Below are 13908 nucleotides of genomic sequence, written 5' to 3'. Positions count from 1 at the left end.
GTCTAATTTGCGATCGCGCTTTCAGTTTCTTGGCTTTCCTCAAGGGGTCTATAGGAGCGCACATTTTCCCATTCTCTTAAATTACTATAAATAACCGCAACAGTCAAGCCCAGCTCAATTACTGCCCTAGGGCATCTTTCTCCTTATCTGGTTAATTCTATTTGTTGAATACTGTCTAATTTGCGATCACGCTTTCAGTTTCTTGGCTTTCCTCAAGGGGTCTATAGGAGCGCACATTTTCCCATTGTATAAGGATAACTAAAACGATAGAAAAAGTCAAGGGATGACTCCATTGTTTTCAGATATAATGTTGTGTCAGGCTGGGCAGTTGCGTCTATCAAGCCCGTAGTTATTTGAAAGAGCGCCGTGCAGCGGCTAAAAGTAACCGTTGTTCTGCGCGAGCGATCGCGTGATAGGTAGATTCGACATCATTCACATCCACAGAAATAGACTTAATCCCCCATTCCACCAAAGATGTAACTAATTCCGGATACTGGGCTGGGGCTTGACCACATATTGAACAAGGAATACCCGCCACATTTGCCATATCAATCAATTGCTTAATCGCTCCCATGACAGCGGGATGACGTCCATCTAAACTCGAACCCAACTCCCCCAAATTGCGATCGGCGGCTAATAACAATTGTGTCAGATCATTCGTACCAATCGAGATTCCCTGCACACCAGACTTAACATAATCCGGCAGTAAAAACAGTACCGATGGAACTTCTGCCATAATCCAAAGTTGAAACTGAGGATTATCCATTAATCCCGCTTGTTCCACCCGACGGCGACAAAAGGCAAACTCTTCAACTGTTCGCACAAAAGGCAAGATGAGCTGAACATTACTATACCCTTGAGCATAAAGCTGGTGTAACGCCGCCAGTTCCAAATCAAAACTCGTCGGATCATGTAAATAGCGATAAGTCCCCCGTCGCCCCAACATCCCATTCACCACTGGTAACGTCGAACCCGTCATATCCGACTTATCCCCATGGATCAATTCCGCTTCACCCCAATCCAAAGAGCGGTAAAATACAGGTCGTGGCATCAACGCCGCCGCAAACTCCCTGATCAATTGAGCAAGGCGGGAAACTAACTCCTGTTTGCGCCCCTGTCGCAACCATTCCTGGGGGGGTTGATTATCCAACACCTCCAAAATCATCAATTCCGATCGCAATAAGCCAATCCCATCAATCGGTAAATCCCGAATTCGTTCCAGAGATTGAGTTTGGCTAAGATTCACCAACAATTGAGTAGCAATAGGAAATCGGTTATACTCCCTCTGTGATGGGGCATCAGCAAGAGTTTTCCGCTGCTGAGACGTGACATCAGCTGCTTCTACCTGTTCTGTAGCATCCCTAGCTAAACGTTGAATTTCGCCGCGATCGCCATCCACCAACAGTACCTCCCCAGTTTTTACCAATTGGGTAATCCCAGGAACACTAACCACCGCCGGAATCCCCAATTCCCTAGCCACAATTGCCCCATGACTCGTCATTCCCCCCTGTTCTGTTACCACACCGGCGGCTTTTTTTAACATCGGTAACCAATCAGGAGCAATCGTTTGAGTCACTAAAATCCGATCCGGGGGGATAGCCTGCCAATCTGACTCCTCCCCAACCATCACTTGTGCCACGGCTGTTACTTGTCCAGACGCCGCCGGTAACCCTCGCAGTGGCTGAGGTTGGGATAGGAAGGGTTGAGAGGAAGAAGCAGACTGAGGGCGAAATTGAGTCACGTACAGTTGAGATTCTGGAGTGTTTGGAATTTTACAAAGAGTCCAGTCAAAAGAAAAGGGGGGATTGAATTGCGTTTGCAGTTTTCCGGATAACGCCATAATCTGTTGCCAAGCGTTATCGTCCAAAACAAACTGCTGCTGTTCTCCTTGAGTGAGGGGATAAGCTTGCACGGCATGTCCTGTCGGTTTGGGGTTAAGATAATAAGCCAGGGTTTTATTTCCCCGTAACGCGAGCAGAACGTGATGGGTAGGAATCGCGATTTGATAAGTATCTGGTAATACTTTGCCCTGAGTAATCGCCATACCCAGTCCGGAGGCGGCTTGGATTTGCCAGATATCGGATTGCGCCTGGAGGACACCAGAAGCAACCGTTTCATAGATCGGTTGTACCAGAACCGCTAAATTAATCTGATCGAGTCCAATCCCAACACGTTGGCAGTAAAATAGGCTTTTGGCTCGAAACAGTTCTGCCCACACTTGCTTTAAGGTATGGATCAGAGCATCCGGGTGTTTGCGGCAATAATGAGATGCCAAAAGTTCTGGAATTGGCGCAGACTCTACCCAATCCTCGCAGTTAACCTGATGGGTGGACATCTGAAGGTGCGATCGCACATCGGGAAATGACACAGATGGCTGTAAAATCAGGGCTTGGGCGTCTAGAGTTTCAACCCCATCCAGAATCTGCGATCGCCAAGCTTCTGGTACAGTGGCAGAGGTAATCACTTGGCGAATATGTTGGGCAACCTGTTGCAACTGACGGGGATTATCAACATTCACGTATAACGAGGATTGAGGTAAATCGGCTAACAACGGTTCAGATTGACTTAAGTCTGCTATGAGGTGCCAAAACGCGATCGCTGGGATGACAAAACCAGGAATAACCGGATAACCTTGTTGCCACAGTTGACTCAAGCCGAAGGCTTTCTCTCCCACAAGGGAACGTTGTGATGGTTGAATCTGATCCAGCCAGTAGAGATTGTCCACAATTTGCTTTGGAATACCACTCGCGGTTAAGTCATCTAGAATAACGGAAACTGGACTAAACCCGCCCTGACCGAGTTGTGAGTGTTCCAGAGTGCCATGGCTTGTCTGTTGTATGTGTTGCATGAGTATAATCACATAAGTCTTGTTAGGATAAATGTGAACAGTAGGTCACCGAATGCTGGGTATGTCATCAACCTCAACCCCTTTACCCGATTCCCTCGCCAAAATTGTGCAGCGATTTAAGCGACGGACGAATCCTAAACAACGGTATGAACAGCTTCTGTTGTATGCCAAGAAGCTTCAGGATATGCCAGAAGCGGACAAAACGCCGGAAAATAAAGTACAAGGCTGCGTCTCTCAGGTTTACATCAGTGCCAACCTAGAAGATGGAAAGGTATGGTATCAAGGGGATTCAGATGCCCAGTTAGTCAAAGGGCTAGTCGCGCTGTTGATTGAAGGGTTGAATGGACTTCCCCCAGATGAAATTATCAACGTTTCCCCAGAGTTTATCCAAGAAACGGGGTTAAATGTCAGCTTAACCCCCTCTCGTGCTAATGGCTTTTATAATATTTTCCAGACGATGAGGAAAAAAGCCCTGGGATTTAAACTGGCGACGAATCCTAGTTGAAACTCTTAACTCAGTTAAAAAAATTAATTTATGTCCAGGTACTTACACTCACCCAGAGGGGAGAGTCAAACCGTCGAAGCCCTTAATTGTCCACAGGCGGCGTCTTTTTCTAAACCGCGAGGACGACGCACGCTGACGGCAATGTTATGCTGTTCTAAGGTATCAACAAAGGCTTGAATCCGGCGGGGACTAGGACGCTGATAATTCACTTCGCTGATGGGATTGTAGGGAATCAAATTAACGTGACTCTGAAACCCGCGTAGGTGTTGAGCTAATTCTATTCCATGTTCGGGCTGGTCATTGAGTCCTGCCAATAGGATATATTCAAAGGTGACTCGGCGTCCGGTTATCTTGACATAATCCCGACATTCCTGTAGTAAATCGGCTAAAGGATAGTGTTTAGCACTGGGAATCAGTTGTTCGCGCAGTTGCTGATTAGAAGCGTGGAGACTGACGGCAAATGTCAGTTGCAGTTTATGCTGTGCCAGTTGACGGATGCGATCGCGAATGCCTACGGTGGAGATAGTTAGCGATCGCATGCCGATACCAATATCCTGATTGAGGGATTGCACCGCAGCGAGAACCGCCTCTAAATTGAGTAAGGGTTCTCCCATACCCATAAATACAACATTACTCACCCGTTGCCCAAAATCTTCCTGAACCGTCAAAACTTGATCAACAATCTCATGACGTTGGAGATTCCGGGTAAATCCGCCTTTTCCCGTCGCACAAAAGTCACACGCCATGGGACAACCGACTTGGGAGGAGACACAAACCGTTAACCGATTAGCGGTGGGAATCCCCACTGTTTCGATAATATTGCCATCTGCCAACCGCAGCAAATATTTAACCGTGCGATCGGGAGCCTGAGAGCGATAATGTAAAGTAGAGCGACCAATGGGGACATCAACTACAGCCTCTCGCCATGACTTGGAAAAGACCGAAATCTCACTTAGCGATCGCGCCCCTTTTTGATAAATCCAGTTATGAAGCTGGCGCCCCCGATAGGCGGGTTGTCCTTGCTGTTGTACCCACTGGGTTAACTCGGCGAAACTTGCCCCTAATAGGGGTGTATTGGTTACATCTTGCTGACTATTTTCTGGGGAGACGGGAGAATGGGGGGACGGGGTGACGGGATAAGCCATAAGTCTGATGATTCTTTGGTTTCACAGATTGTTTATTTTGTCAAGAACATTAGCGGGAATAGAAATGAGAGTGAATCAGTCGGGTTTAGATCTGATTCTACCGCCTCAGTAGGAGTTGGAGTGGGGAACCGTCGGGATAAAATTAATAAAGAATAAATTAACTCAATTATTGCTCTAATCAAAAGATAGCCAAATTCTCTCTAATTTAGGTTGGTGAAAATAAATCCTACTATATTAAGTAAATCTTCCTTAAACCCTTACATAAGACGTAACTTGCTTCTCACTCCCTTGATTATGACATAAGACGAATGACATAAGACGAATGACAAAAAAAGCCAAACTGATCAAATGTCCAACTGGCATCCAGGGACTTGATGAAATTACCAATGGCGGATTACCTCAAGGGCGTCCCACATTAGTTTGCGGTCAAGCAGGCTGTGGTAAAACACTCATGGCAATGGAATTTCTAGTCCGCGGCGCCATGGAGTACGAGGAACCGGGTGTTTTCATGTCCTTTGAAGAGTCGCCAGAGGAACTGACGGAGAATGTCGCCTCCCTCGGTTGGGATTTACCAGCATTAGCCGATCAAAAGAAGCTAGCGATTCAGTATGTGCATATTGATCGCACTCAGATTCAGGAAACAGGTGAATATGATCTCGAAGCCTTATTTATTCGTCTCGGCTATGCCATTGACTCAATTAACGCCAAGCGAGTTGCCTTAGACAGTTTAGAGGCTTTGTTTGCCGGATTGCAAAATAATGCGATCGTGCGTTCTGAATTGCGGCGACTGTTTCTTTGGCTTAAGGAAAAAGGAGTGACGGCGATTATTACGGGTGAAAGTGGTCAAAATACCCTCACCCGTCAAAGTTTAGAAGAATACGTTTCTGATTGTGTCATCTTCCTCAATCAACGGATTATCAATGAACTGGCAACACGACGGTTACATGTTGTCAAATATCGCGGTTCCAGACACGGTACAAATGAATATCCCTTTTTAATTGAAGAAGAGGGGATTTCTGTATTACCCCTTACCTCTGTGGGGCTAGATTACCAGGTATCCAATGAGCGGATATCCACCGGTGTTGATCGCTTAGATACCATGCTGGGAGGTGAAGGATATTTTCGTGGGAGCAGTATTTTAATTTCCGGTACAGCGGGAACAGGAAAAAGTTCGCTTTGCGCCCATTTCGCTGAGGCAACTTGCTTGCGAAAAGAACGATGTCTCTACTTTGCCTTCGAGGAATCGGCTAGTCAGATTATCCGCAATATGCGATCAATTGGCATTGATTTGGAGCCATCTGTACATAAGGGTTTATTAAAGATTAAAGCGATGCGTCCCACCTTTTATGGGTTAGAGACGCATTTAGTCAAAATTCATCACTTTGTCAATGATTTTAAACCCACCGTTGTCATCATCGATCCCATATCGAATCTGACGGATATCGGCAACTCTATGCAAGTGAAATCATTTATGATGCGTCTGATTGATTTCTTTAAAACGCACCAAATTACCACAGTTTTAACCCATCTTAATTTAGGCGGCAATCCCCAGGAACAGACAGATCTGGGCATTTCCTCGTTAATGGATACGTGGTTGTTGTTGCGGGATGAAGAAAGTGGCGGCGAACGCAATCGCTTACTTTATGTCCTGAAATCTCGTGGGATGAAACATTCTCATCAAGTCCGTGAATTCCGTTTGACAGATACGGGAGTGCAATTGGTTGATGTGTATCTGGGAGTCGGTGGTGTCATGGCGGGAACCGCACGCACCATACAAGAAGCGAAAGAAAAGGCAGAAGCATTGATTCGCCGACAAGCCATTGAACGTAAGCAGCATGAAATCGAACGCAAACGCCAGATTATGGAAGTTCAGATTCAAGCCTTGCAAGCTGAATTTGAAACTCAAAAAGAAGAAATCGAACAAATGATTCAGCAAGAGAAGTTGCGGGAGAATACACTGATACAGGATCGCCAAATACGGGCGCAGCTACGTCATTCTGATTCGAGAGAGACTTGAGAATAGGAATGAATGAATATACGTAATACGTAATCCGGAATAAAAAAATGGAGCGTATTGTAGCGAGCTTTTGAGGAAGTCACGGTACAATGACTAGATTGGTATTATCGGGAGTGAAAACAAAGCGTAATGAATAATTTTGAAAAAAACGAGAATCCGCTGGAGTTTATTGACAACTCTCAATCAAGTTTCGAGGCGCTGGCAAATCTGGAGCTAGAAACTTATGTGTTACGTTTGTATATTGCTCGTAATAATTTTAAATCCATCCAAGCCGTTAAAAATATAAAAATCATCTGTGAAAAATACTTGAAAGGACGTTATGAACTGGAAGTAATTGACATCCATGAAAATCCCGAACGTTTAGAGAAAGAGCAGATTTTTGCTGTGCCAACTCTGATTAAAGAACTGCCTCCTCCTTTACAGCGATTAATTGGAGATATGACAGACATCGAAAAAGTTAGGAGTTGTTTAAGTCTTTGAGTGATGGAAATATTGGTCAACGCCATTGGTCGATTACTTGCCAGAGTATGGAACTGCCCAAACTTGATAAGATTGAGTATTGATTAGAAAATTTCCCGAAAAACTGGTAACATTAGCAACACATAAGCCAACAGAATCGAATCAACCGTCTGATTAGAGAACACAGCTAAACCGTGAAACCCAATCGTATTACTCCAGAACCTGGTCAAGAATCTGTCTGGGATTACCCACGTCCTCCACGCCTAGAGGAGACAACAAAGCATATTCGGGTAATCTTTAACGGGATTGCGATCGCAGACACCCGACGGGCAAAACGGGTATTGGAAACGAGCCATCCTCCCAGCTATTACATCCCACCGGAAGACATCAAGCTAGAACACCTTCCTAAGACAGAGCGTAAAAGTTTTTGTGAATGGAAGGGAATGGCTGGATACGCCGACGTTGTGGTGGGTGACAAGCGGGCTGCTAATGCTGGCTGGTATTATCCTGAACCAACCCCAGAGTTTTCCTCAATCAAAGACCATTTTAGCTTTTATGCCAGTAAAATGGACGCCTGCTATGTCGATGATGAGTTAGTTCAATCCCAGCCGGGGGACTTCTACGGGGGATGGATCACCAAAGATATTGTCGGACCATTCAAAGGTGGAGCCGGAACAATGGGATGGTAGAGTTGAGCCTGGAAACTCACGCGAATACATTGACTATTTTTAACGTAGTCGCGGAAGTCCTCACCCTCAACAGAGTAGGGTGAGGATGGACAGCGGGAAATCGGAGGAACGTAGATTTCCAAATTACCTAGCTAGATGCAATTTTTTAGTGTTATAATAACAGTAACCCACTTAGGTCTACCTTCTTTGGCATGGGCTGAAGATAGTCGGGCTAGGTGTGATAGAGATGTAGTCAAAAGCGCGTTAATGAACTCGACCACCGTTCGCTTTTATAGCGTCCTCCAAAAGAATAGCGCAAGATGCCAATAGGCATTATCCGGTTAGCATTCTAACCACAAACCGCTCGCAACCAAGCGGACTAACAAAATATCACTGCCTGCGGAAGGCGGGCGGCTGCCTGTGGACGTTGAGTAAGACCAAACCAAACATGGGTTTGGAGAGGCATCGACGGATGAAGCGGGAAACTCCGAAGACGAATAAGACCGTCATTGTTTTTAGAAGTTGGAAGCTCCAACTTCAGCGAAGCAAGTTGGGGTACTTCACTTCACTCTCCGCTATACCCAAATGCTGCAAGCCATACCTTCCCTGATCCTGGGGTTTCAATTTGCCTCTCCAGGACCGATTCTGGTGAAGCTAGGACCACTGACTATCCGGTGGTACGGTTTATTAATTGCTTCAGCCGTATTAATTGGAGTCAGTTTGTCCCAATATTTAGCCAAACGTCGTAATGTTGACCCAAACGCGATCGCTGATTTGGCAATCTGGCTAGTGATTGCGGCAATTCCCTGTGCCAGACTGTACTATGTCTTGTTTGAGTGGGAACAATACGCCCAACGCCCGGAAGATATTATTGCAATTTGGAAAGGCGGTATCGCGATTCACGGTGCCATTTTGGGGGGACTTGTCGCCACGATCATTTTTGCCCGTGTTCAGAAACTATCGGTTTGGTTATTAGCCGATTTGGTTGTTCCTTCGCTGATTTTGGGGCAAGCTATTGGACGTTGGGGAAATTTCTTTAATTCAGAAGCCTTTGGTAGTCCCACAAATTTGCCGTGGAAACTTTATATTCCTCCCCAACAGCGCCCTCCAGGGTACATGAATTATCAGTACTTCCATCCCACGTTTCTTTATGAGTCGTTGTGGAATGTATTGATTTTTGTGATAATGATCACCTTGTTCTTTCGGGATTTGAAACGGAAACCACACCTGAAAGTGGGAACATTGGCGCTCATCTATCTGGTGGGTTATAGTGCAGGTCGCATTTGGATTGAAGGATTGCGAACGGATAGCCTCATGGTGGGACCTTTACGCATTGCCCAAATAGTCAGTTTAGTGTCAATTCTCTTAGGATTGGCAGGTTTAGCATGGCTCTATTGGTTCCGTCGTCCTCTACCCGATGTTGTACCACCGGAAAATCAGCAATGGGATACAGTTTCTGAGTAACACAGGGGTCATTGGTGTCAACTTAACGCTAAAAGCAGGGGGAGCAGGGGGAGCAGGGGGAGCAGGGGGAGCTGGGGAAGCTGGGGAAGCTGGGGTTGTAGAGACGTGCCATGGCACGTCTGGGAGCAGAGGGAGCGGAAAAAACGCAAAATCTATTAAAAAATTTTTTAGAGGATGGTGTAAGATTTGAGTTTAAACTTTATAATTTTACAAATGACCAATGACACATAATAAAAGTCCCAGAGAAAAAATCTCTAGGACTGAACCAGGGTGCATCTACCATTTCTTTCTTCCTATCCTAATGAACCAAATCCGGACTAATTGCCTAAAAAAAACAAAAGCCCCAGAGAAAAAATCTCTAGGACTGAACCAGGGTGCATCTACCATTTCTTTCTTCCTATCCTAATGAACCAAATCCGGACTAATCCATTAAAAAAAATAAAAGCCCCAGAGAAAAAATCTCTAGGACTGAACCAGGGTGCATCTACCACTTCTTATTTCCTATCCCCATGAACTTGCTCCGGAAAGGTTGCCTAAAAAAACAAAAGCCCCAGAGAAAAAATCTCTAGGACTGAACCAGGGTGCATCTACCATTTCTTTCTTCCTATCCCCATGAACCCAATCCGGACTAATTGCCTAAAAAAAACAAAAGCCCCAGAGAAAAAATCTCTAGGACTGAACCAGGGTGCATCTACCATTTCTTATTTCCTATCTCCATGAACTTGCTCCGGAAAGGTTGCCTAAAAAAAACAAAAGCCCCAGAGAAAAAATCTCTAGGACTGAACCAGGGTGCATCTACCATTTCTTATTTCCTATCCCCATGAACCTAGTCCGGAAAGGTTGCCTAAAAAAAACAAAAGTCCCAGAGAAAAAATCTCTAGGACTGAATCAGGGTGCATCTACCACTTCTTATTTCCTATCCTCATGAACCTAGTCCGGAAAGGTTGTATAAAAATAAAAGTCCCAGAGAAAAAATCTCTAGGACTGAACCAGGGTGCATCTACCATTTCTTATTTCCTATCTCCATGAACTTGCTCCGGAAAGATTGCCTAAAAAAACAAAAGTCCCAGAGAAAAAATCTCTAGGACTGAATCAGGGTGCATCTACCATTTCTTTCTTCCTATCCCCATGAACTTGCTCCGGAAATTTATATGTATCAAACCTCTGACTCTACTCAACTTCAAAACCCTCTCCCTTCCCTAGCCCCAGCCGTCTACATCATTGGTGCAGGTCCTGGAGATCCGGAGTTATTAACCGTTAAAGCGGTGAAAATTCTGCAAAAAGCAGATGTTATTTTATTTGCCGACTCCTTAGTGCCATCACAAATTTTGCAGGAAACCCGTCCTGATGCAGAAATTATCCGAACTGGGAATAAAATCCTAGAAGACATCTTACCCCTGATGATCGAACGAGTGCGATCGCAAAAATCAGTCGTTCGTCTGCATTCGGGTGATCTGAGTCTATACAGCGCCATTCACGAGCAAATGCAAGCCCTTACCGAGGCGGAAATTCCCTTTGAAGTGATTCCTGGGATTAGTGCTTACCAAGCGGCTGCGGCTAAACTAGGGGTTGAACTCACAGTACCGGACGTGGTACAAACCATTATCCTGACGCGCATTAGTGGTCGAGCATCAGCCGTACCCGAGCCGGAAGAATTAGCATCCCTAGCCGCGCATCAAGCCAGCCTCTGTCTTTATCTAAGCGCTCGTCATGTAGAAGCCGCCCAAGGCAAACTCCTCAAGCATTATCCAGCCAATACCCCGGTTGCTATCTGTTTCCGCATTGGTTGGTCGGATGAAAAAATCTGGCTTGTCCCTCTAGAACAAATGGCAGCACTGACTCACCAGGAAAATCTAATTCGGACAACACTTTATATTATCAGTCCCGCCTTGAGAACACCTTGGTCTTTACCAGAGACAATATCTAGCCCAGATACAAAGACAGGGACACGTTCCCGCCTCTATCACCCGGAGCACTCCCACCTCTTTCGCCGCGAGGGGAGATAGGGAAGCTGGGGGAGATAGGGAAGCTGGGGGAGATAGGGAAGCTGGGGGAGCTGGGGAAGCTGGGGGAGCTGGGGGAGCTGGGGAAGCAGAGGGAGACACCCCTAACTTGACTAAACCCGCCTCAATAGGTTGGTAGGTTGGGTAGAGCGTAAGCGAAACCCAACAGGCTAACGATGGCGTTAAAATTCCTATCATTAACCCTGCGAGTATAGTGATTGTATTGCCTTTTCTCTGTTCCCCAGTCAACTATGAAGCCAACCGTCTGTCCTAAATGTGGTGAAAGCTTAGAGTCTATCACCCATGGTGGCATAGAAGTCGATCGCTGCTGTAACTGCAAAGGGATTTGGTTTGATTCTCTGGAAGCTGAAAAACTCAAGCGGATTAAAGACTCCGAGAGTTTGGACATTGGAAATCCAGAAATGGGACATCAATTTGATCAAGTGGATGACGATGTGGACTGTCCTCGCTGTGGCGCGACGATGTTTCGCATGATTGATATTGACCGGTATAGTATCTGGTACGAAAAATGCCCCCAGTGTCACGGCGTCTGGTTAGATGCGGGTGAATTTAAGAAGTTTAAGCAGAATTTCTCACACAAAGGGATTCTAGGTCGAGTTCGCCAAACCTGGCGTCCTCATTAGCTTATCCATTGTGGGAGGGTAATGTAGAGACGCACCATGGCGCGTCTGAAAGCTGGGGAAGTTAATTTAACACTCGGTCAGGGCGGGTTTAGTCACATCGGGGTCAAAAAGAAACAATAGTAGTAAAACCCGCCCCTACAAACCATGTTCGGTCGAACAAAGTGAAGGGTCAAAACTCTCCCCCGCACCCAAAATCCCTGACTCTTGGTACACTGAATGCCAGATCTGTGCAATTTAGGGAGAGGATGCCTTGCTAGACGAACAAGCGAAAAAAACGATGCTGCGTAAGATTCCCCATGGTCTATATATCTGCGGCGTCAAAGAGGGTGATAACTTAAACGGTTTCACCGTAAGTTGGCTGATGCAGTCTTCCTTTGAACCGCCACTGGTGGTCAATTGTATTAAGAAAGAGACGGGATCTCACGAAATGCTGAAAAAAAGTGGGGTGTTCAGCATCAGCTTCCTAGACAGTGGACAAAAAAACATGGCGGCGAAATTCTTTAAACCCCAAAGCCGGGTTGGGAATAAGTTCGAGGATGTGGAATTTTATGAAGGAGAAGCCACCGGCTGTCCGATTATTTCTGACTCCCTCGGTTACATCGAATGTAAAGTAATCGATGCGGTGGAAAAGGGGGATCACAGTATTTATGTGGGTGAAGTGATTGCCGCAGGTGTCCACCGGGAAGGAGAACCGCTTTCACTCGAAAGCACCGGTTGGCAATATGGTGGCTAGAGACTGACCCCATATCCCAAATGGTTTTGATGAAGTTGCAATACTAAACATAATGCCTCTGATTAAAGTTCAATCATCTGTCACGAATTTAGAACCTACCCTAGTGGAAGGGTTGCTGAAAATCCTTTCCGCTAAGCTAGCCCAGCATGTAGGCAAGCCTGAATCTTATGTGATGACGGCATTTGAAGAGGGTGTATCCATGACTTTTGGCGGTACTATTGAACCAACCTGCTACATAGAAGTCAAAAGTATTGGCACGATGAGTCCAGCCCAAACCCAGGCAATGAGTCAAGACTTTTGCCAGGTGATTAGTGAAAAGCTGGGTGTCCCGATTAAGCGAATTTATATTGAGTTCGCTGATGCCAAGGGTAGTATGTGGGGGTGGAACGGTACAACCTTTGGTTGAGGAATTGGTTTTATCCTGATTGAGCCTTTGCTGTTTTCAGAACAAGCGGGAGCATGTCAGGATAGCAGATAATATCCAAGCTAACCCGTGCTTGTTGGGGACAGGACATCAACCCAACCTACTCTCGTTGACATGAACCCAAAGTAAGCCCCCCTTTTTAAGGGGGGTTTGGGGGGATCTCTACCGTGCCCTATTGGCACGCAAAACTAACCCTAATCAAGGTCAGCATCTAATCCTATTGGCTATCCAGCTTCATCTGTGCAAAATTTCTGGTAATTGTTACACATACAAAAGCTGGTTAAAAACCTCATCGGCTGTCAGAGTATTCAGAATTATACCGACTCGTTTAGCAATCTCATAAGCATTATTTTGAGGTGTGACAATGATGCCTGAATGCTGTTGTCCGATTTCGATGTAGCTCAGGTGCAATCTTTCATAATCCACTCGATTGTGAGTCAATAGACATCGCTCTTGTGCAGCAGCATAAGCCAATTGTTGCTGATCAGAGCAACCCGCCATCCCAGCATCAAGAGTTGTTAGGACATCCAAACCTCTAGCTCTGAGAAGAGTGGCAACCAAATTAGCAATATCCTCATCTGTGTAGAGTGACGCAAAGATTTTCATTCCGCTACTAAGGCTTTGCGAACTGCGGGATGAATCAGATCGTCTGGGATTCGATTTCGCTCAATATACTCATTGATTTCAGTCTGGTTATCTAAATAGAAGCTCAGGGCATCAAAGACTTGAGCCAGGGTAAGCTGGGGATACTGAGCCGGAATTTCTTCAGGAGGAGTCCCCAATCGCCATAAGCCGACAATGACTCGCACCGATATGCGCGTCCCGATGATAATCGGTTCACCGCTTAAAATGTCTGGATTACGAGTGACATATCTGGAAACTGATGTAGTCGTCATTAATCAAACCCTAGGAGATAGCTCATTTTTATTACCATCCTAACTAGGGCTTGCTGAATAAGTTGTGGGTGAAGGGAGCAGGGGGAGCAGGGGGAGCAGGGG

Annotated in this window: 13 protein-coding genes; 9 read left to right on the top strand and 4 right to left on the bottom strand. The window is 45.8% G+C overall.

Annotation, left to right across the window (positions count from 1 at the left end; translation table 11 throughout):
• Positions 1-349: 349 nt before the first annotated feature.
• Positions 350-2848: a putative PEP-binding protein gene (locus RIM23_RS04520; RefSeq protein ID WP_446364831.1), complete on the bottom strand. Its 2499-nt coding sequence runs from the start codon at positions 2846-2848 to the stop codon at positions 350-352.
• Positions 2849-2909: 61 nt separating this feature from the next.
• Here RIM23_RS04520 and RIM23_RS04515 point away from each other — a divergent pair, with 61 nt between their 5' ends.
• Positions 2910-3353 carry a SufE family protein gene (locus RIM23_RS04515; protein WP_446364829.1) on the top strand — a complete coding sequence of 148 codons (444 nt, stop codon included), beginning with the start codon at positions 2910-2912 and terminating at the stop codon, positions 3351-3353.
• 65 nt (positions 3354-3418) lie between these two features.
• On the opposite strand, the gene rlmN is transcribed toward RIM23_RS04515, so the two are convergent.
• Positions 3419-4498 carry a 23S rRNA (adenine(2503)-C(2))-methyltransferase RlmN gene (gene rlmN, locus RIM23_RS04510; RefSeq protein ID WP_446364827.1) on the bottom strand — a complete coding sequence of 360 codons (1080 nt, stop codon included), beginning with the start codon at positions 4496-4498 and terminating at the stop codon, positions 3419-3421.
• 322 nt (positions 4499-4820) lie between these two features.
• Here rlmN and kaiC point away from each other — a divergent pair, with 322 nt between their 5' ends.
• From kaiC to RIM23_RS04470, 8 genes are all read left to right on the top strand, one after another.
• Positions 4821-6515 carry a circadian clock protein KaiC gene (gene kaiC, locus RIM23_RS04505; protein WP_446364825.1) on the top strand — a complete coding sequence of 565 codons (1695 nt, stop codon included), beginning with the start codon at positions 4821-4823 and terminating at the stop codon, positions 6513-6515.
• 129 nt (positions 6516-6644) lie between these two features.
• Complete coding sequence (locus RIM23_RS04500; RefSeq protein ID WP_446364823.1) at positions 6645-6995, top strand: circadian clock KaiB family protein; 351 nt, start codon at positions 6645-6647, stop codon at positions 6993-6995.
• 173 nt (positions 6996-7168) lie between these two features.
• Positions 7169-7663: a DUF427 domain-containing protein gene (locus RIM23_RS04495; RefSeq protein ID WP_446357477.1), complete on the top strand. Its 495-nt coding sequence runs from the start codon at positions 7169-7171 to the stop codon at positions 7661-7663.
• Between the two features lie 564 nt (positions 7664-8227).
• Positions 8228-9106, top strand: coding sequence for a prolipoprotein diacylglyceryl transferase (gene lgt / locus RIM23_RS04490; RefSeq protein WP_446364835.1), 879 nt, complete (start codon positions 8228-8230; stop codon positions 9104-9106).
• A 1151-nt stretch (positions 9107-10257) separates the two neighbouring features.
• Positions 10258-11112, top strand: coding sequence for a precorrin-4 C(11)-methyltransferase (gene cobM, locus RIM23_RS04485; protein ID WP_446364833.1), 855 nt, complete (start codon positions 10258-10260; stop codon positions 11110-11112).
• Positions 11113-11360: 248 nt separating this feature from the next.
• On the top strand, positions 11361-11753 hold the full coding sequence (locus tag RIM23_RS04480) for a zf-TFIIB domain-containing protein (RefSeq protein WP_446364821.1): 393 nt from the start codon (positions 11361-11363) through the stop codon (positions 11751-11753).
• A gap of 250 nt (positions 11754-12003) precedes the next feature.
• Complete coding sequence (locus tag RIM23_RS04475) at positions 12004-12486, top strand: flavin reductase family protein (RefSeq protein WP_446364819.1); 483 nt, start codon at positions 12004-12006, stop codon at positions 12484-12486.
• A gap of 52 nt (positions 12487-12538) precedes the next feature.
• Positions 12539-12892: a phenylpyruvate tautomerase MIF-related protein gene (locus RIM23_RS04470; protein ID WP_446364817.1), complete on the top strand. Its 354-nt coding sequence runs from the start codon at positions 12539-12541 to the stop codon at positions 12890-12892.
• Positions 12893-13171: 279 nt separating this feature from the next.
• Here RIM23_RS04470 and RIM23_RS04465 read toward each other — a convergent pair whose 3' ends face one another.
• Both RIM23_RS04465 and RIM23_RS04460 read right to left on the bottom strand, forming a co-directional pair.
• Positions 13172-13516, bottom strand: coding sequence for a DUF5615 family PIN-like protein (locus RIM23_RS04465; protein WP_446364815.1), 345 nt, complete (start codon positions 13514-13516; stop codon positions 13172-13174).
• Positions 13513-13806 (bottom strand): DUF433 domain-containing protein, encoded by a 294-nt coding sequence (locus RIM23_RS04460; protein ID WP_446364813.1) that lies wholly within the window; start codon positions 13804-13806, stop codon positions 13513-13515. The genes RIM23_RS04465 and RIM23_RS04460 overlap by 4 nt, the downstream gene beginning before the upstream one ends.
• Between the last annotated feature and the right edge of the window lie 102 nt (positions 13807-13908).

The sequence above is a fragment of the Coleofasciculus sp. G3-WIS-01 genome (genome assembly GCF_040223135.1).
In the GTDB taxonomy this organism is placed as follows: Bacteria; Cyanobacteriota; Cyanobacteriia; order Cyanobacteriales; family Coleofasciculaceae; genus Coleofasciculus.
The sequence above is the reverse complement of the archived record's forward strand: the minus strand, read 5'-3'. Positions and strand labels throughout refer to the sequence as shown.

What these genes read in the sequence shown, in the direction of transcription:
- RIM23_RS04520 (WP_446364831.1), bottom strand. Translation starts at nt 2,848, where the DNA reads ATGCAACACATACAACAGACAAGCCATGGCACTCTGGAACACTCACAA.
- RIM23_RS04515 (WP_446364829.1), top strand. Translation starts at nt 2,910, where the DNA reads ATGTCATCAACCTCAACCCCTTTACCCGATTCCCTCGCCAAAATTGTG.
- rlmN (WP_446364827.1), bottom strand. Translation starts at nt 4,498, where the DNA reads ATGGCTTATCCCGTCACCCCGTCCCCCCATTCTCCCGTCTCCCCAGAA.
- kaiC (WP_446364825.1), top strand. Translation starts at nt 4,821, where the DNA reads ATGACAAAAAAAGCCAAACTGATCAAATGTCCAACTGGCATCCAGGGA.
- RIM23_RS04500 (WP_446364823.1), top strand. Translation starts at nt 6,645, where the DNA reads ATGAATAATTTTGAAAAAAACGAGAATCCGCTGGAGTTTATTGACAAC.
- lgt (WP_446364835.1), top strand. Translation starts at nt 8,228, where the DNA reads ATGCTGCAAGCCATACCTTCCCTGATCCTGGGGTTTCAATTTGCCTCT.
- cobM (WP_446364833.1), top strand. Translation starts at nt 10,258, where the DNA reads ATGTATCAAACCTCTGACTCTACTCAACTTCAAAACCCTCTCCCTTCC.
- RIM23_RS04480 (WP_446364821.1), top strand. Translation starts at nt 11,361, where the DNA reads ATGAAGCCAACCGTCTGTCCTAAATGTGGTGAAAGCTTAGAGTCTATC.
- RIM23_RS04470 (WP_446364817.1), top strand. Translation starts at nt 12,539, where the DNA reads ATGCCTCTGATTAAAGTTCAATCATCTGTCACGAATTTAGAACCTACC.
- RIM23_RS04465 (WP_446364815.1), bottom strand. Translation starts at nt 13,516, where the DNA reads ATGAAAATCTTTGCGTCACTCTACACAGATGAGGATATTGCTAATTTG.
- RIM23_RS04460 (WP_446364813.1), bottom strand. Translation starts at nt 13,806, where the DNA reads ATGACGACTACATCAGTTTCCAGATATGTCACTCGTAATCCAGACATT.